The sequence below is a fragment of the uncultured Lactobacillus sp. genome (assembly GCF_947367125.1).
GTDB lineage: Bacteria > Bacillota > Bacilli > Lactobacillales > Lactobacillaceae > Lactobacillus.
Genome location: NZ_CANBCQ010000016.1, coordinates 1 through 19,086, shown reverse-complemented (window position 1 = coordinate 19,086; position 19,086 = coordinate 1). Strand labels below are relative to the sequence as shown.

16 protein-coding genes, 1 pseudogene and 1 other annotated feature are annotated in these 19,086 nt (G+C 36.3%); of the genes and pseudogenes, 14 read left to right on the top strand and 3 right to left on the bottom strand.

Features of this window, described 5'->3' with window-relative positions; translation table 11 throughout:
- Window positions 1-99: 99 nt before the first annotated feature.
- Window positions 100-2,700 (bottom strand): YfhO family protein, encoded by a 2,601-nt coding sequence (locus Q0Y84_RS05705; protein ID WP_297951609.1) that lies wholly within the window; start codon window positions 2,698-2,700, stop codon window positions 100-102.
- 90 nt (window positions 2,701-2,790) lie between these two features.
- Here Q0Y84_RS05705 and Q0Y84_RS05700 point away from each other — a divergent pair, with 90 nt between their 5' ends.
- The 14 genes and pseudogenes from Q0Y84_RS05700 (at window position 2,791) to Q0Y84_RS05635 (ending at window position 18,089) form a co-directional block, all read left to right on the top strand.
- The gene (locus Q0Y84_RS05700; RefSeq protein WP_297951572.1) at window positions 2,791-4,899 is read left to right on the top strand and encodes a penicillin-binding protein 2; all 2,109 of its coding nucleotides are present in this window, start codon (window positions 2,791-2,793) and stop codon (window positions 4,897-4,899) included.
- A 75-nt stretch (window positions 4,900-4,974) separates the two neighbouring features.
- Complete coding sequence (gene rpmG, locus Q0Y84_RS05695) at window positions 4,975-5,124, top strand: 50S ribosomal protein L33 (protein WP_003548272.1); 150 nt, start codon at window positions 4,975-4,977, stop codon at window positions 5,122-5,124.
- A gap of 54 nt (window positions 5,125-5,178) precedes the next feature.
- Window positions 5,179-5,742: a 5-formyltetrahydrofolate cyclo-ligase gene (locus tag Q0Y84_RS05690; RefSeq protein WP_297951568.1), complete on the top strand. Its 564-nt coding sequence runs from the start codon at window positions 5,179-5,181 to the stop codon at window positions 5,740-5,742.
- A gap of 33 nt (window positions 5,743-5,775) precedes the next feature.
- Window positions 5,776-6,462: a rhomboid family intramembrane serine protease gene (locus Q0Y84_RS05685; RefSeq protein WP_297951567.1), complete on the top strand. Its 687-nt coding sequence runs from the start codon at window positions 5,776-5,778 to the stop codon at window positions 6,460-6,462.
- Window positions 6,462-6,701, top strand: coding sequence for a YqgQ family protein (locus Q0Y84_RS05680; protein WP_297951566.1), 240 nt, complete (start codon window positions 6,462-6,464; stop codon window positions 6,699-6,701). The genes Q0Y84_RS05685 and Q0Y84_RS05680 overlap by 1 nt, the downstream gene beginning before the upstream one ends.
- A 58-nt stretch (window positions 6,702-6,759) precedes the next feature.
- Window positions 6,760-7,161, top strand: coding sequence for a rhodanese-like domain-containing protein (locus Q0Y84_RS05675; RefSeq protein WP_297951565.1), 402 nt, complete (start codon window positions 6,760-6,762; stop codon window positions 7,159-7,161).
- A gap of 78 nt (window positions 7,162-7,239) precedes the next feature.
- Entirely contained in the window at window positions 7,240-8,160 is a 921-nt protein-coding gene (gene miaA, locus Q0Y84_RS05670) for a tRNA (adenosine(37)-N6)-dimethylallyltransferase MiaA (RefSeq protein WP_297951564.1), read from the top strand.
- Window positions 8,153-9,403 (top strand): aminotransferase class V-fold PLP-dependent enzyme, encoded by a 1,251-nt coding sequence (locus tag Q0Y84_RS05665; RefSeq protein ID WP_297951563.1) that lies wholly within the window; start codon window positions 8,153-8,155, stop codon window positions 9,401-9,403. The genes miaA and Q0Y84_RS05665 overlap by 8 nt, the downstream gene beginning before the upstream one ends.
- A 136-nt stretch (window positions 9,404-9,539) precedes the next feature.
- Window positions 9,540-10,877 carry a type I glutamate--ammonia ligase gene (gene glnA / locus Q0Y84_RS05660; protein WP_297951562.1) on the top strand — a complete coding sequence of 446 codons (1,338 nt, stop codon included), beginning with the start codon at window positions 9,540-9,542 and terminating at the stop codon, window positions 10,875-10,877.
- A gap of 271 nt (window positions 10,878-11,148) precedes the next feature.
- Window positions 11,149-12,060, top strand: coding sequence for an ABC transporter (locus tag Q0Y84_RS05655; protein ID WP_297951561.1), 912 nt, complete (start codon window positions 11,149-11,151; stop codon window positions 12,058-12,060).
- 142 nt (window positions 12,061-12,202) lie between these two features.
- Window positions 12,203-13,186 (top strand): hypothetical protein, encoded by a 984-nt coding sequence (locus Q0Y84_RS05650; protein ID WP_297951560.1) that lies wholly within the window; start codon window positions 12,203-12,205, stop codon window positions 13,184-13,186.
- A gap of 143 nt (window positions 13,187-13,329) precedes the next feature.
- Window positions 13,330-14,745 (top strand): DHA2 family efflux MFS transporter permease subunit, encoded by a 1,416-nt coding sequence (locus Q0Y84_RS05645; RefSeq protein ID WP_297951559.1) that lies wholly within the window; start codon window positions 13,330-13,332, stop codon window positions 14,743-14,745.
- A 320-nt stretch (window positions 14,746-15,065) separates the two neighbouring features.
- Window positions 15,066-15,365, top strand: a pseudogene (locus tag Q0Y84_RS05640) (endonuclease); the annotation flags it as partial.
- Window positions 15,366-16,161: 796 nt separating this feature from the next.
- Window positions 16,162-16,395: a binding site (T-box leader), on the top strand.
- A 59-nt stretch (window positions 16,396-16,454) separates the two neighbouring features.
- Entirely contained in the window at window positions 16,455-18,089 is a 1,635-nt protein-coding gene (locus tag Q0Y84_RS05635; RefSeq protein WP_297951558.1) for a peptide ABC transporter substrate-binding protein, read from the top strand.
- A gap of 107 nt (window positions 18,090-18,196) precedes the next feature.
- Here Q0Y84_RS05635 and Q0Y84_RS05630 read toward each other — a convergent pair whose 3' ends face one another.
- Together Q0Y84_RS05630 and Q0Y84_RS12320 are read right to left on the bottom strand one after the other, a co-directional pair.
- Entirely contained in the window at window positions 18,197-18,598 is a 402-nt protein-coding gene (locus Q0Y84_RS05630) for a substrate-binding domain-containing protein (protein WP_297951557.1), read from the bottom strand.
- A gap of 230 nt (window positions 18,599-18,828) precedes the next feature.
- Window positions 18,829-18,999, bottom strand: a complete 171-nt coding sequence (locus Q0Y84_RS12320; RefSeq protein WP_366791528.1) for a hypothetical protein — start codon at window positions 18,997-18,999, stop codon at window positions 18,829-18,831.
- Window positions 19,000-19,086 lie beyond the last annotated feature (87 nt).

Below are 19,086 nucleotides of genomic sequence, written 5' to 3'. Positions count from 1 at the left end.
TTGTAAATCTTCTTTCTATTATTAATTTATCCGAATGATAACGTATACATTGTATTATATTTTCATATGCTAGGTCTAGTAAAAATTTCACTGTTAGCGTTAACACCGGCTTCTTTTTCTAATTATCAGCAAAATTATTAAGCTGATCAGGCTAATCAGCAAGCCAAAGATAAAAATCCATGGAATGTAGATTAAGGTGAGTTGATGGTGACCTGACTTTAAGTTAAAGTTCAAGAAAGTATTCATGAATAATATTTTGTTTTTAGGAATAATTTTTCCATTATCTAAAATAAGCCAGTTAAAGTTATTAGGAATTGTTGAAGCTAGTGTCATCTTTTTTGTTGTAGTAAAAGGTTGGGACTTAATAGTTAAAGCAGAACTTTGATTAAACTTAGGCTGTTTTTGCTTAAAAGCGTGCATAATCTGTTCAAGTTTACTAATATTCAAGCGCCATAAATGTACATCATTAAGGTCAAGTTGATCTTTTTTTAGTTCCATCGTAACCTGCAGGCGTTGACCACGTTGACGACTGCCCAAATTGATTAAACGGGTATTGGGATCGCGGACTGCTAGGTTGATATTAGTACCATTAACGGTCATTGAGGCTGTACCGTCATCAATTTCACCGGGCAATTCAAGATAGTAAGAATCATCTGTCGTTGGTCTAAAGTTGAAAATGATTCGTGCAATTTTGTTTCCATTTTTGCGGTGATATTGCAATTGATTATTCTTCAAGTTAACGATATTAATTAACCTAGCTTGAGGCCATTTAACTTGGTGAAAGAGTTGTACTTTTGAATTAGTAACTGCTTGGAAAAATTTGATTTGATTACCTGTAATATTTGAAGGATCAAAAATTACCTTTTTGACTTTATTTGGTGTTAAAAACAATAGTGGCAAGGCAGAATTATTCTTCATTAAATATACCTGCTCAAAATGTTTTTGTAGGTAATAATCGCCAGCATCAATGCGATGATTAGGATTATCGTATTTCATTTGCTTGCCACTTTTAAGCGGCGTGATTTCATCATTAGGTAAAAGATAATATTTAATGCCAAGCAGATCATCCGTTACAGGAGTGCCGCCAAAGTTAGTGTAGGAATTGCTATTATTTAAAAAGCCTAGATTATTCATTAGTTTGAGCACATTTTGATCAGAAATTGAATTAAAGTTACTCAGGCCATAATAGCTACTACTAAAGGGATCATCATCAGAACGATAAAAAGTTTTTTCTGTACGGTAAAAGCCCGAATCGTGTTGATTTTCATATGCTACTGCTTGACTGGTATTGGCAGTAAAATTCTGATAATCGCTATTTTTTTGGTAGGTTAAATTACCTAAAGATAAAACTAGGTTAACGATTAATTCTAGTTCAATTACTAAATAGAAAAATGGTGCCGCAAAGCTATGTTGGCGGTAAATGAAGCCGGTAAATAAGATGCCCAGCGTTAAAAAAGCACCAGTTGCAATTTGAGCATCTTCATTTAAAAAATCAAAGTTCTTTGCATTAAGGACTAAATAAGTGATTAGGCCTAAAGCTAAGAGAGTTAAAATCCCCGTTTGCCAGTAAGCAATCTGCTCATTTTGCTTGAGAGCAATAACCCCCAGATTAAGCATTAAAAAGATCAACACAAAGCTAAAGCGGCCAGGATACCAAACGGGGAATTGACCTAAGTGCCATAATAAAACTAATGGAGTCCAAAACAGGGAAGCAATTAGGAAAATAAGCAAGATGCCATTAGCTAATTTTTGTTGCCAGGCAATTTTTTTACTTAAGAAATATAAGATTGCCAGCAATAAAAATGGCATAGTTAAGTAAATATTAGGCATCCCTGTTTGCATTTCATGGAAATTATAAGCTCCCGGGGCTAACTTAGCTAATTGGTCAACTGGTGGGAATTGCCAGCCTAGACTCCAATTAGCAGCTGTAGTTGCTTTGCCTTGCAACATCTCAACCAAAACAGGAAAAAGCATAAAAGCATCTAAAAAGGAAGCTAAAATGCTTTTTCCTAAATAAATCCCGATAAATTGCCAACGATCTTGCTTGTTAGTGAAAAACAATTTATTCAAAAAATAAAGCAAACCAAAGGCCAAGGTCATAAAACCAGTGTAAAAATTGGTAAACCAGAGTAGGAAGGTGATCAAGATTAATTGATTTTTTTGCTTGGCTAATAAACGATCAATTGCGCTAATTAATAGAGGAAGCAAAATTACAGAGTCGAGCCACATTAAATTGTAATGATTACCAATCACATAACCAGAAAGTGCATAAGCAGAACTAGCTGCTAAAGCGTAAAAAGGATTAATGATCTTTTGCTGCCAATAATAGTAAGCTGCTAGTCCTGCTGCACCGATTTTTAGGGCAATAATAAGCAAAATTGCTTGCGGTAAAAAACTCTGCGGGAATAAAAATAATAGTAGATTAAAGGGACTGCAGAGATAATAGGCATCAGTTGCCAGCATTGAACCGCCTAAACCGTTTGAAAAAGAATAAATCAGGCGCAATGGATGGGTAAACAAATTACGCTGAAAGAAAGCTAGAAAATCCACGTATTGCTGGCCTAAATCAACAGTCAGCACGCCATTTTTAGTGTAGAAAAAATAGCTTAAAAAAATTATGGTTGGTAGTAAGAAACTAAGCCAGTAAAAGATATTTTTGCGGTTAATTGTGATACGGTTTGAATTAAGAAATTTTATCATCATTAAAAAAGATATAAGCTCCCTTATGAATTGTAGAATTGATGTTTACTTTTTGTTAAAATACATCTAGTTTTAGTAAAGGTGATTTACGTGAATTATTTTAGAAAAAATAGTGGGACTGGTTCTAATAAACAGTCCTCAACTCCAATTAGAATGCGAATCATCCTAGGAGTAATTTTAGTTCTATTTGCCATGTTAATTGGGCAATTGGCTTATTTGCAACTAGTTTATGGTTCACGTTTTAAGGCAGAAGTTCAAAAAACTGATTCAACTGTTGTGTCGCATCAAGTACCGCGTGGGGTCATGTATGATGCTAAAGGTCGTGTTTTGGTAGGGAATAAGGCAACTAATGCCATCACTTATACCAAGAGCGCTTCAACGACAACAGAAGATATCTATAAGATTTCAAATGCCTTGAGTAATTATATCAAGATTAGCGATGAAAAGCCGACAAAGCAAATGGTGGCAGATTATTATTTAGCTGATGAGAATAATAATACCAAGGTTTCAGCTGCGTTGCCTAAGTCGGCTAAAATAGATGCTGATGGCAATAAGAAGACTAACTCAGAAGTCTATCAGGCGGAATTGGCTTATGTGGAAAAAATGAATCCTACATTGACCACTAAGCAAAAGACCGCAGCTTTAATTTTTAATAAGATTTCAGGAGCTTACACTCTGTCGACGATTTATATTAAAAATAAGGGTTTAACTGATCGAGAAATTGCTCAAGTAGGTGAACACTTGTCAGAATTACCCGGTGTAGGGATCGGAACAGACTGGCAAAGATCATATCCTAATGGTTCTTCGATTCAAAGTATTATTGGTTCTGTTTCAACTGAAAAGTCAGGTTTACCTAGCGATAGTTTGCAGTACTACTTAAGAAATGGTTACTCACGTAACGATCGTGTAGGTACTTCTTACCTTGAAAAAGAATATGAACCACTTTTGAAGGGGACCAAGTCTACTAATCAGGTAGTTACTAAATCTAACGGTAATATTCAACAGACTAAGACTGTTTATAATGGTCAAGCTGGTGCCAGCTTAATGTTGACGATTGATGCTCAATATCAAAAGCAGGTCCAAGCTGCTTTGAAACGAGTTTATAGCTCAGCTGTTGGTAATGGTGCTGCTAGATATTCTAATGGTGCTTATGCAGTAGCAATGAATCCGCAAACTGGTGCTCTGTTAGCTGTAGCTGGAATTAACCGTAATACCAATACTGGTAAGACAACTGATAACGCCTTAGGTGTAATTAACCAATCATTTGTTATGGGGTCAGTTGTAAAGGGCGCTACTGTTGGTGGTGGTTTGATTAACAAGGTTATTACCCCAGACAATAATACTTTGCCTGATACACCAATTTATTTACCAGGTTCACCAGTTAAGAAATCCGTTTACCCAGTTGGCACTTTTAGTTCACTTGATGCAGAAACTGCCTTGGAAGTTTCAAGTAACATTTACATGATGCACTTAGCAATGAAGTGGGTTAAGGCAAGTTATGTACCTAAGAGCTACATTCACATGCCAAATGATGCCTTTAACATTTTGCGGCGTAATTTTGCCATGTTTGGTTTAGGACAAAAGACCGGTGTTGACCTTCCTGGTGAAGTATCAGGGATTGAAGGTAAATCATTTAATGATAAAGGCAATATCCTTTCCGGTTCTGTTCTTGACTTGGCTTATGGTAACTATGATGCCTATACACCAATTCAATTAGTTCAGTATGTATCAACCATTGCCAATGGTGGTAAGAGATTGCAGCCATATATTGTCCAATCAGTTGGTAAGACCAGCAAGGATGGCAAGAAGGTTTACATCAATTACAATAAAAAACCAAATGTGCAACAGGTAATTCCTTGGACTTTGGCTGAATTAAATGTGGTTAAGCAAGGTTTCTACCGCGTTGTTCACGGAACAAACGGCTGGGGAACTGCTCACCCATTGAAGAATGTTAAACCATCAATTTCTGGTAAGACTGGTACGGCGCAGACTTTCTACTATGATGCTGAACATCCTAATAGAAAGCATAACATTGAGTTAATCAACGCAACCTTTATTGGCTATGCGCCATCTAACAATCCAAAATTAGCGATCGCGGTTGTCTTCCCAGGACTTGATCCTGATGGTGAAGGAACTTATACTTTACAAGTTGCTAAAGCAATGGTTCAAGATTATTTCAAGCTTCATTCAACAAAATAAAGAATAATACTGGTCAAATAGCTTGAAAAATGCTATTCTAGTACAGTCAGAATAAAAGTGTAGGTGGTGAAAAAAATGGCAGATAACATCATTTTAGAATGCACCGAATGTGGCGATAGAAGTTACTTATCTAAGAAGAACAAGCGTAAGCATCCGGAACGTTTATCTTTAAAGAAGTATTGCCCAGTTGAAAGACGCGCAACACTTCACCGTGAAACTAAGTAATAAACCAAGATAGCAGGTTACGTGCCTGCTATTTTTTGTTTTTTAGGCAAAAAAATGAAGAAATCAGAATTAAGAAGAGAACAAATTAATAAGTTAAAAGAATTTGCAGAGACTGAAGAAAAGAAAGCAGAAGATACTGTTTTATTAGAAAAACTAATGGCGACTGATTTAATTAAAGAAAGTCAAAGAATTGGTGTAACTGCCTCATTGCCACTAGAAGTAGATACTTCAGAATTAATTGCTCGCTTGTGGGATATGGGGAAGGATGTTTATTTGGCAAAAGCCAGAAATGACCAAGCTCATACTTTAGATTTTTTGCGCTACACTTATATGAGTAAATTGGTCAAGTCTAAATTTGGCATTGAAGAAGTTGCCGATGAAGCTGCTGAAATCAATAATGACTTAGATTTAATTATTGTGCCAGGTTTGGCTTTTGCTTTAGATTCGCACATTAGAGTCGGCTTTGGCGGCGGTTATTATGATCGTTTTTTAGCTAAACACACTGCTAAAACTGTCGCTTTAGCTAACAGCAAGATGCAATTTGAAACTAGTATTTGGCCGGTTGAAAAAACTGATATTCCGATTCAAACAATTGTTACTCCTGATAAAATTTATTAAAATAAGCACAATGACGAAAATAAGGGGGATTCGATGAATACTGAACGAAAGGTTAACCTCTCACAATCATTTGTGACTTTAGGAATTTTAATTGTTTTACTAGTAGTCTTTTTAGTTGAAGTATTTTTAGGTGGCTCAGAGAATACTAATGTTTTGATGAAAATGGGAGCCATGAATAACTTTGCTGTAGTAGCTGGTCATCAATGGTGGCGTTTATTTACGGCCCAGTTTTTGCATATTGGTATCATGCATTTAGTTTCCAATGCCATCATTATTTACTACATGGGGCAATACATGGAGCCACTAATGGGGCATGTGCGCTTTTTAATAACTTATCTTTTGGCCGGAATTGGTGGTAACTTGATGAGTTTAGCTTTTAGCGCAGATCGTGGACTTAGCGCAGGTGCCTCAACCGCCTTATTTGGCTTGTTTGGAGCGATGACTGCAATCGGCTTGCGGAATATTCATAATCCAATGATTGCCTTTTTAGGGCGGCAAGCCTTTGTTTTAGCCTTAATTAACTTAGCGCTGGATATTTTTGTACCAGGAATCGATATCTGGGGTCATCTTGGCGGCTTGATTGCGGGGTTTTTGTTGGCAATTATTTTAGGCGATCGAGTAATGAAGACTTACAATCCGAAGTGGCGCGTCTTGGCTGCTGCAGTGCTAATTGTTTATGTTGTTTGGACTGTTAGAACAGGAATGATAATTAATTTTTAATGAAAACTCTATATGATGTACAACAATTATTAGAAAAATACGGTATTTTAGTTCATGTGGGCAAAAGAATCTGGGACATTGAATTAATGGCCTTGGAACTTGATAACATTAAGCGCGCTGGTTTAATTGATCAACATGATTATTTGATTGCCAAGATGATTTTAAGTCGAGAGCACCGAATTGAAGTCAAAAATGAACAAAAAAAGGCGGTCAAAGACCCGAAAAATGATAGCCAGTAAATTAGTTTAGCGGTATCATAATAGATGTAAGTTTTTTAGGAAAGGGCAGATTTAGTTTATGTCGAGTTTTTTAATTGTCTTAGATTTAGTTTTATTAGTTATCATTTTAGTCATGGTTGGTTTCTGGGCTTGGAATAAGATTCAGGCAAAATCAATCGGTGGCGAATTGACTAATGAAGAATTTAAAGAAGGCATGCGTAAGGCACAAATTATTGATCTGCGTGAAAAAGAACCGTTTAAACGCAAGCATATTGATGGCGCTCGTAACTTGCCATATACCATGCTTAAGTATCAATATACTGAGCTTAGAAGCGACTTGCCAGTTTATCTTTACTCAGATTCAAAGACCATTACCCTGAGAGCTGCCCGTTTTTTGAAGAAAAAGGGTTTTGTTTCTATCCATTGGCTTAAAGATGGCTTTGAAGCTTGGGATGGTCGAACTAAGAAGTCAAAATATTAGATTAAAAAGACGCATTTGGAGAAGTAACTCTAATGCGCTCTTTTTTTGTATCAAAACGAAGAAAAGAAAGGTGATGGGATGCAGAAAGTACTAGCAATTGTAGGACCAACAGCAATTGGAAAAACTGATTTAGCAATTGATTTGGCTAAAAAATTGAATGGCGAGATTGTCTCCGGCGATTCTATGCAAGTTTACCAAGAAGTAGCGATCGGCACGGCTAAGGCAACTGCCCAAGAGCAAGCTCAAGTGAAACATTACTTGGTTGATACGCAATCTGTGTTTGATGAATATTCCGTTAAAAACTTTGTCGATCAAGCAACTCAAGCAATTGCGGCAATTAGTCAAAAAGGTAAATTGCCAATTATTGCTGGTGGGACCGGCTTTTATGTTAATGCCTTGTTAAATAAAATGCAGCTAGGTGAAAAAACACCTGAAGAGCGAAGCGTTTCGCAGAAATGGGAAAACTATTTAAAAGAAAATGGCGCTCAAAAACTGTGGCGAGTTTTAAATGAGCAAGATCCTCAAGCTGCCAAAAAGATACCAGTAGCTAATAGTCGCCGGACCATGCGTGCTTTAACGGTGATTGAACGCACTGGCAAAAAGTTCTCGCAGCAACAAAAACAAATTGAGCCGCGTTATGATTATTTGATTATTGGGCTAAATTCTGATCGTCAAGAGATTTATCAGCGCATTAATTTGCGGGTTGATCAGATGATGGAACATGGGATGCTCGATGAAGCAAAATTTGTCTATCAAAATAGGGCACGTGAGTATCAAGTACTGCAGGCGATTGCTTATAAGGAATTTTTCCCTTATTTTGAAGGTCAAGAAACGCTAGAACAGTGTATTGAAGACTTAAAGACGGCTTCACGACGTTATGCAAAAAGGCAGTTGACTTATTTTAGAAATAAATTACCAGTGACTTGGTTTGATCCTTTGAATGATCCGGGTTGTGAACAGAAGATATTAGCTAAAGTTAAGGAATGGAAGAATGAATAATTTACCAGAAAAATTACAAAAAATTGTTAAAGAAGTTGATCAGCAGATCGCTCCAAAATTAGCTGAGATTGAAGATCAAATTGTTTATAATACGGCTAAAGTTTTGGCAGCTTATCAAGATCACGATGTGGCCGAAGCTGACTTAAATGGAGCTAATGGCTATGGCGATGATGATATGGGACGAGATAAGCTGGATGAGATTTATGCTCAAGTTTTTCAAACTGAAGCAGCAGTTGTCCGTCCACAGTTTGTTTCTGGAACGCATACTTTGTTTGTTGCTTTGGCTGGCAATTTAAAATATGGCGATACTTTAACTTACTTGACGGGTCAGCCATATGATACTTTGCAAAAGGTAATTGGCTTAACTGATTATAAGCGCGGTACATTGGCTGAACGCGGAATTCATTTTTCTCATGTGCCATTAACTGAAGATGGTCTGATTGATTATGATGAAGCCGAAAAGATCTTAAAGCGTGATCAACCAAAGATTGTGGCAATTCAACGCTCGCGTGGTTATTCTACGCGGAAGACTTTTACAGTTGACCAAATTAAGAAAATGATAGTCTTTGTAAAGCAAGTTAGCCCCAAGAGTATTGTATTTATTGATAATTGCTATGGTGAATTTTCTGAAAAGCATGAACCAACAGAATATGGCGCTGACCTTATGGCAGGCTCATTGATTAAGAATGCCGGTGGTGGTCTAGCTAAGACCGGTGGCTATATTGTTGGTAAAAAGGATTTGGTTGAAAATGCCAAACTTGAGTTAACTGCACCAGGTTGTACGGATGAAGGTGCTACTGTCGGAAATTTGCATGACTTTTACGAAGGATTTTTCTTAGCTCCTAACGTTACCGGAATGGCTGAAAAAGGCATGATTTTTGCGGCTGCTTTATTTGCTAAAATGGGTATGAATGTCACTCCCGCTTGGGATGAAAAGCGTAGTGATATCATTGAAACGATTATTTTTGGCAATCCTAAGCAAATGGTGAAATTTGTGCAAGAAGTGCAAAAGAATTCACCGATCGATTCTTTTGTTACTCCTGAGGCAGTACATATGGAAGGTTATGAAGACAAGATTATTATGGCTGCAGGTAATTTTATTTCTGGTTCAACCATTGAATTTTCAGCAGATGGTCCGATTAGACCACCTTACGCTGTTTATATGCAAGGTGGCTTAACCTATGCACATGACAAGGTTGCAATCATTAATGCGGTTCGTGATACTTTTTTTAACAAAAAGTAAAGTTTAAAAATAATCACTAGACCAATTTGACTTTTTTTAATTGGTCTGCTATTGTATTAGACAGTTCTAGGAGATAAAAACAAATCATAGGACCAAACCAATTTAATATATTTTTGTTTTTATAGGTGGATTAGCTATGAGTAAACAATATACAGCAGAAGAAATTAAACAAGAAGTAGAAGACAAGGACGTTAGATTTTTACGTCTATGCTTCACTGATATTAACGGTACTGAGAAGGCTGTAGAAGTACCTAGGAGCCAATTGGACAAGGTCTTGACTAACGATATTCGTTTTGACGGCTCTTCAATTGATGGTTTTGTTCGTCTTGAAGAAAGTGACATGGTTTTATACCCAGACTTCTCAACTTGGACAGTTTTACCTTGGGGTGACGAACACGGTGGCAAGATTGGTCGTTTAATTTGTTCAGTTCACACCACTGATGGTAAGCCATTTGCTGGTGATCCAAGAAACAACTTGAAGCGTGTTCTTGGTGAAATGAAGGAAGCTGGTTTTGATACTTTCGATATCGGTTTTGAAATGGAATTCCATCTTTTCAAGTTAGATGAAAATGGCAACTGGACTACCGAAGTTCCAGATCACGCTTCATACTTTGATATGACTTCAGATGATGAAGGCGCACGTTGCCGTCGTGATATCGTTGAAACTCTTGAAGGCATGGGCTTTGAAGTTGAAGCAGCTCACCATGAAGTAGGTGATGGTCAACAAGAAATCGACTTTAGATTTGATGATGCGTTGACTACTGCTGATAGATGTCAAACCTTCAAGATGGTAACGCGTGCAATTGCTAGAAAGCATGGTTTGTTTGCTACCTTTATGGCTAAGCCTGTTCAAGGTCAAGCTGGTAACGGGATGCACAACAACATGTCACTCTTTAAGAATGGCAAGAACGTCTTTTATGATAAAGATGGTGAATTCCACCTTTCAAATACTGCACTTTACTTCTTGAATGGTATTTTGGAACATGCTCGTGCAATTACTGCAATTGGCAATCCAACTGTTAACTCATATAAGCGTTTGATTCCAGGCTTCGAAGCCCCAGTTTACATTGCTTGGGCTGCTAAGAACCGTTCACCACTTGTACGTATTCCAAGTGCTGGTGAAATCAATACTCGTTTGGAAATGCGTTCAGCTGATCCAACTGCTAACCCATACTTGCTTCTTGCAGCATGTTTGACTGCTGGTTTGAATGGTATTAAGGAACAAAAGATGCCAATGAAGCCAGTTGAAGAAAACATTTTTGAAATGAGTGAAGAAGAAAGAGCTGAACATGGTATCAAACCATTGCCAACTACTCTTCACAACGCAATTAAGGCATTCAAGAAGGATGATTTAATCAAGAGTTCATTAGGTGAGCACTTAATGCATAGCTTCATTGAATCCAAAGAATTGGAATGGTCCAAGTATTCACAATCAGTTTCAGAGTGGGAACGTCAACGTTACATGAACTGGTAAAAAATAGATAAGTAAATGGAAAATCTCGCGGTAAGTATTGCCACGAGATTTTTTTAAGTATATACTTTTTGAAACGTTATATAATCATAATTAGTATAATTACGATTATATTTGATAGTTTGGACAAAATCTTTACCAAAAATCAAAAATTATAAGCTTCCAGATAGCTGAAAATGCTATATAATATAGACACTAAGCATATTTTACTTCAATATCCCTAAGACGATTAGGGATATTTTTGTGTTAACTGAGAATGTATTGGAGTCGTGTAATGAGGAAAAAGATATTAGCAACTTTTTGTTTAATAGCAACGGCAGCTGGCTTAACGGCTTGCAGTCAGAAAAAGCAAACTAATCATCAAAATATGGAGAAATCTAGTGTTGCTCAAAAACAAGCTCCAACAAGGTTGATTGTCAAAGAGTTAAGTGATAAAGAAAAAGCTAGTGCGATCACGATTTATGGTGCAATGAACTATAAAGGTGCTTGGCAAACTGCCTATAAAGGCGCTGTAAAAAATCACTTGAGTATCAGTGTAAAAAACCGTACCGGGTTTAGTTGGATTAAACAAGGCAGGGGTTTTATCAATGAAGTGACAGGGAATGGCCGTGAGCATAATGCTTTTTATACAAGTAAAGGCGACACGATTTATTTTTATAATGAAAAAAGAAAGTTGGGTTCAGCTAGCTTAGAAGAAATTACATCATATTTGAATAAACGTGATCAATTTACAGTAGTGCAAAAACTAGCAGCTAATACTACCTTAGCAGCATCAGTTACCTCAAATAAATATGGCGTAAAAGGTGATGACGGTCTAGCTTTAGTGCCGGTCAAATTGCGTGGTACTTGGTACAATTACAAGGGGGAAAAGTTGACAATTACTGCTCATACGATTAATGATGAAGAAATTCATCAGATTTCTAATTCAGGTATAGCTGCTACTTCGTTAGCACAAACTAAGAAGTGGGCCAGAGCCAGAATTGAAGATATTAATGGTCTTAATTGTTATCACGTTCAGACATTGAATTCACAAGACTTTGGCTTGCTGTATTCGGTTCAAAAATCTGGTGAAAATACGGCTGTGGTAACTTATAGTGTTGCAACTGGGCATTATACGGCAACTTATTGGAAGTCTACTAAGATTGCCCAAGAACATCGCCATGCCGAATTTAGGACTTTAAACTAAATTATTTGTAAAAAATTTTAATTTAAATGATACCTAGTAAAAGTATAAGTTTGGTAAAATGAATGCGTAAAAAGTTGGCTAATAGAATTTTTTATAATATGATTAGGAAAAGGATAAAATTATTTAGAAAAGGGGAATCCTCTTGAAACGTAAATTAACTGTACTTGTTGCTCTAACAGCTGCTTTAACTTTAGCTGGATGTAGCCAAAGTACACAAGGAAATACGCAATCACAATCAGAGAAGTCTAGTCAGGTTTCTAAGAATAATTCAAGTAAGACCAATTCAGAATCAAGCAGTGAGAAAGAAAACACTGCTAAACTTTCCGCAGATAACATGGACCATAAAACTCAGGCAAGTGCGATCGCAGTTTATGCTGCACAAAAGTATGGTGATACTTGGGAAATTGCCGTTAATGCTGCTAAGAATGGTAATTTAGATGTTGCTTTTAGAACTAAGGTAGCAACTGGCATTACTTCTGATGATTCAGGTTATGTTTATGAAGTTTCTGGCACGGGCAAGAGTAGTAATGCACGTTACATGTTAAATGGTGATGGTGCACAGAAGAAGATTACTATTTTTGTTAAACAAAGAAATCTTGGTACTGTAACTTTACAGGATGTAGTTGATTATATTAATAAAAATAATGACGTTGACTTAGTGCAGAATTTAGCTAAAAATACCAAGTTAGATGCTCAACTTGAAGGTGATGGTAATACTACTAGTGCAACTAAACAAGCTGATGCTAGTGTAATTCCTTCAAGTCTACAGGGAACCTGGTATACTGCAGATACTGGTAATGGTAATATTGATACCTTGACTGTAACCGATAATAAGATTAATGATGAAGCTGGTTTTAGCATGAACGTGAAGGCAAAGAATTCAGGCTCATCTACTAGTTCAGGCTACATGAAGCAGACCACAATCAATGGAATTAAGTTTTACAGTTTCACTAATATGGGCCAAGAACCAGGTCAAGGTAGTACATACTTAGCACCACATACTGAAAATGGACAAAGCGTAATTGTTTCTGCTAACTCTAAAGGAACAACTAATGCGGTTTACTGGAAGAGTGAAGCTTTGGCTAAGAAGAATTCTAATAAGCAATTTAGTGATTTGCAATATTAAAAATTAATAGAAGATCAGATTAGACGATATCACTGAGATATCGTCTTTTTTGTTGTGAAGACGTTTTTATTAAACTTTTACTTACGAAGAAAAATTTTTTCTGTTAAAGTAATCAACGTTGCAGAAAAAAGGAGGAAAATTTAATGGATAATACTCAAAGTGGAATGAAAGCCCGGATCGATGTTAAGCGGCCTTGGCTTGCAATCTTGCCATTAATGCTCGGAGCATTTGTAGGGATGTTTAGTGAAACTTCATTGAACATTGCCTTACCACAATTGATGAAGGCTCTTCAAGTTGGTCAGTCTTCAATTCAATGGCTGGTTACTGGCTACATGCTGGTAATCGGTATTGTCCTGCCACTTTCAAGTTTGTTGACTAAGTGGTTTACGACCAAAAAGTTAGTTCTGTTTGGCCTTGGCGCCTTTATTATCGGTTCACTAATTTCAGGATTCGGTGATGATTTTTCTATTATTTTAGTCGGTAGAATGATTCAGGGAATTGGGACTGGCATCATTTTGCCATTGATGTTTACAATTGCAATGTTGATTTTCCCACCAAACAAGTTGGGAACAGTCAATGGCGTCTTAGCTTTAGTAATTATGTTTGCCCCTGCAATTGGGCCGACTTTAACTGGTTTAATTTTGGCAGCAGGTTCATGGCGTGATATCTTCTTTACTTTTGCTTTGATTTTAGTAATTGCCTTTGTGATTGGTTTGTTTACTTTAACCAATGTTAGTCAAATTACTAAGCCTAAGATTGACTGGCTTTCAATCATTTTATCAGTCTTTGCTTTCTCAGGTTTGATCGCTGGTGCCAGCTTTGCTAGTGAGATGGGGTGGTTGTCATTACCAGTATTAGCCAGCTTGATTATTGGTATTATTGCTTTGGTATTCTACGTAAGAAGACAGCTTAAGCTTAATGTGCCAGTGCTTAATATGCGCGTTTTCAAACACCGCAACTTTACTTTGGGTGCTGTCTTAGTCATGATTGACTTCGGGATCATCTTATCCGCGATGTATTTGTTGCCACAATATTTGCAAAATGGTTTATTGGTAGCCGTTGCTTTAACTGGGATTATCATGCTTCCAGGTGGTTTGATCAATGCCGCTACTAGTGCATTGGCTGGTAGAATGTATGATAGTTTTGGTGCAAAGTGGCCAGCTCGACTTGGTTTTTTAATTGCCTTTGTTGGTGCTGTAATGCTTGCTTTAGTAACTACTCACAGTGCTATTTGGTACGTAATTTTGGCACACATTATCTTGATGATTGGTGCACCACTTGCAATGTCACCATCACAAACCTCAGCTTTGAACTCACTTAAAGGGCTTGAGTCAGCTGACGGTTCTGCTATTTTGAATACAATGCAACAGATTGTTGGTGCATTGGCAACAGCCTTAGCTACTAGTTTCTTAACTGTTGGTAGAAATGCAGTCAGCGGTTCAGCCGCCTTCAAGTTCACTAATGGTGTGCATTATGGCATGTACTTTACCATTGCTTTGACAGTAATTGGTTTTATTGTTGCCTTATTTGTTAAGGATGATGGTAAGTATACTGATTAGAATTGAATATTAAGAAATAGAGAAGAACTTCGGTTCTTCTTTTTTCATGAAAATAATTATACTGGAACGTAGGGTTAATTTAATGAAAAACGCCTTATCCATCCCCGTATTTTAATGCGGGGATGGATAGGGCCAAGCTGACCTAGCAGTCAGCTAGCAATTCGCGGACTTAAAAGGCTTTGGTAATTAGACGATCTCTATCGCTAATAATTGCAAAATTATTAGTGACAAGCATAGTCCGTATCTAAGTAAGTTGGTGTTCTAGTTGGCGCAAGCTAACGAGCCACTAAGCCCAGGACTTCAGTCTAGGTTAGTTGACTCACGCATTAGGAAAAGACATGATGACACATTTTGAACATCAAGAAAAAATCCCTAGTTGGGTATCCGTCCTTGATCAAAAAATGTTGCCTAAAGATTTTACTATGATCAAGGCTCAAAATCGTGAAAACGTTGCGACTGTTCGTACTACAGATATGAAATATGATCCTAAAGTTAATTATATGACCATTTGTGAAGGTTTTATTGTTTCGAAAAATGTGCAAGCAAAGGCGTATAATATCAATACTCATTTTGAGTATGCAGACCATAATCCAGTTAGGTTGGCGTTTGAACTTAAGTAGGTGTCTACGAAATAAATAAGACTAGATCATGAAACTGTAGATTTATGATTAAGTACTTACTAGTACTTACGAAATTCACTTATGGAGTAAAATCTGATAAAAAAGAATTATCATATGAAGGTCATACATTAAATGAACCACGAAAAGACTAGAGCATTATAGTTGAATATTTGGAAGAGTGCAAAGCTCATAGAAATTCTATAGCTGGTAAAAATATTTGGAATATGTTAAAATAGTACATGAAAGTTAAGTAATTCTGAATGCAATTAGTACTCAGAACATAGTGCAAACAAAAACCGTCACTCAAAAGGTACAAAAGAGTAACGGTTTTTATTTTGGATTAATCATAAAACCTAAAGCTTTATGACTTAAATGTGACTACTAGCATTTGTGCCGTTTTTTGCGCGATTTGCGTTTTTTAAGTTTTGGATGCTTAATATTACGCTGGTTGTGACGATTCTGTAGTCTATCCTCGTATAATTTCTTTAGTGCATCAGAAATTAATTCACTAACGATATTCGCAGCAACAGCAATGAAAAAGTTAAGTAATTCCTGCAATGTACTCACCTCCTTATGCAAGAATTTGATATTAAGGAGGTTCAAATGCCGTTTAAGATTATATCAAAGTAACAGAATCAAGCATAGGTTTGACTTTATTTTAAATGAAGTTGCTAATGCGGCTCGTCATGAGATAAAACTAGCTGAATAGCAATTAACGAAAAATGAAAAAATGCTAAAATTATGTTTGACTTTTAAAGAAAATCAGACTATTATTTTAATCAACATAAATATTAATTATTTAGCGATGATAAGGAAAGTAAATTGGCGGTCTTTCTACAGAGAGTTATCACTTGGTGAAAGATAATGATCGACCTACTTTTGAAAATGGCCTTTGAGCTTGAAGTTGCGAAATTTTTAGTGACTTCTGGGTCCGCCCTTTATAGCGGTAACGTATCGCCAGATGGCCGTACGCGATTCAAGGTGGTTTTCCATAAAGATAGGTGGTACCGCGTTACTGAACGCCCTATTAGATCAAGATGATCTAGTAAGGCGTTTTTCTTTTTACCGTTTTTAGCAAAGGAGATTTTTATGAGAATAAGCAAAAAAGTTGTTTCATTTGGGTTAGTAGCACTAGCTGCGGCTACCTTAGCTGCTTGTGGTAAGCAATCAAATAGTAATACTGCTTCGAAAAAGCAGATTTTAAATTGGTCAGAGATTACGCAGCTTTCTACGCAAGATCCTTCTTTAGCAACGGACACTACCAGTTTTCAGGCTCTTCTTAATACTGGGGATGGATTATACCGTCTTGATAAAAACAATAAGCCGCAATTATCACTAGCTACTAAGGCTAAGACTTCTAATCAGGGCAAAATTTATGATTTTTATCTTAGAAAAAACGCAAAATGGTCTAACGGTGATCCATTAACTGCTAAGGATTTTGTATATTCTTATGAACGTACCGTTAACCCAGCAACTAAGTCTCAAATGGCTTTCTATCTTTACCAGATCAAAAATGCGCAAGCAATCAGTAAGGGGCAAAAGTCTCCAGATACCTTGGGTGTTTCTGCTCCTTCTAAATATCATTTGAGAATTCAATTAACTAGACCGCTGCCTTACTTCAAGATTCTATTATCTTGGCCATTATTTTTCCCGCAAAACCAAAAAGTAGTTCAAAAATATGGTAAGTTATACGGTACGCAAGCTAAATACACCGTTTCTTCGGGTCCGTTCACACTTACTAAATGGAATGGCAACAACAAGACTTGGACTTTAGTTAAGAATAAGAATTATTGGGATGCTAAAAACGTTAAGTTAAATAAAGTTAACGAACAGGTTAGCGAATCTACTACGACTAGCTATAATCTTTTTGAAGCAGGTAAGGCAGATGAGACTGGACTTACCGGCGAGCAGGTTGCCGCAAATAAGAATAAAGCAGGCTACCATGCACGTTTGTCTTCGGCAATTAGAAGACTAGAGCTTAACGAAAATAAGGTTCCAGCATTCAAGAATTTGAGGGTGCGCCAAGCCTTTTCCTTAGCAATTAATCGCAAGCAATTAGTAAATAATGTCTTAAAAGATGGCTCAATTCCTGCCAAAGGCTTCGTTCCATCAGGCATGGGCACAAATCCTAAGACAGGAACTTCGTTTGAAGACGATGCTTACGTTAAGAGTGCGGTTTCGTACAATCTTGCTAAGGCTAAGCAATTACTTCGCGCGGGGTATAAAGAATCTAAGACTAATTCAATTAAAATTACCTTGTTAGTTTCTGATGATGATACTTCAAAGCAAACAGCTGAATTTCTTCAAAGTAAGCTAGATCAACTTCCAGGCGTTCAAATTTCTGTTCAAACAATTCCATATACTCAGTTGATTTCACGTCAAACAGCTGGTAATTATCAAGCTACAATAAAAAACTGGCAGGCTGTTTTTGGCGATCCAATCAACTTCTTGGATGTTTTCCAAAAGGGATCAAGCTACCTGAACAACGGCTGGAACAATAATCAATTCAATAAGCTATTGAATGAATCAGAAAACGTATACGGCAATCAACCAGTAAAACGCTGGGCAAGATTAGTAGAAGCCGAGAAAGTATTGATGAAAGATCAAGGAACTATTCCATTAGTTCAAGTTGCTAAGCCACAATTATTAAAGACTACCGTAAAGGGAGTTTCCTTTAACCCTACAGGCGTTCCATACGACTTTAAGAACGTTAGAATTGGGTAGAAAAAAATAAAGCCATTGATCACTTATTAGATACATCTCAAAAGAATTAAGAAATTATTTTTTAAGTCTGATCGATACTGTAAGTTCTTAACTTGTTTTTCTTACAATTAAAGATACAGGAATAAGTATTTTATGCTCCAAAATTTTTTGCCTTTAAGAAGCTGAATTAATTTCTTCCCAGAGGTTTCTGCTAATTTGTCTGTATTCTGTTCAATTGTAGTAAGCTTCAATTTTTTTGCAATTGGTGAGTTATCGAAACCTACAATACTCAATTGTTCAGGTACTTTTATGTTATTAGTCAATGCTGTTTGATAGATATAACTTGCTACATTATCATTAATTGCAAAAATTCCTACTTTTTTGTGTTTGGCTAAAAGATTTTGTATATCTTTTATAATCTTATCCTGTGCAAGATCTAGGTGATAAGAATTAGCGTCTAATGTTAAAACAAAATGGGTTAATAATGGACATACAGAAGTAGCTTTAATTTTTAATGAAAAATACGCCATCAGATATTGTTAACCAATTTTTGATTTGTCGTTCTAAATTAGCTGTCAATTGTGCGTCTGATTATAAATTCTGGAAAAGAGTTGGATCAAATCTATCAAACAACTTAATAAAAAAATTTGGATTAATTATTGCATTTACGGCTTTATGAAACACCTATCTATTAATAAATTTTTATGACAAAAAAGGGATTAAGTAGCAATATATACTACTTAATCCCTTTTGAAAATCACTAATTTATATTTTTTTCGCCCCAAATTACTTCATTATTTCCTAAGGCGGCAAATGTTAAAACTCGATTATGATTTTTGGATTCATCCTGTTGTAAACGAAACTCACCTAGACATTGATGTCCGTTATTATCTTTAATTGTTAAAATAATTTTGTTGTTTTTTTGATTTATCTTCCATGTACGAAACTGTCAAATCTTTTGTGTAAATAGATCTTTCTCGTAAATTGATTTTTTAATTATTTATTTAATCAAAGTAGG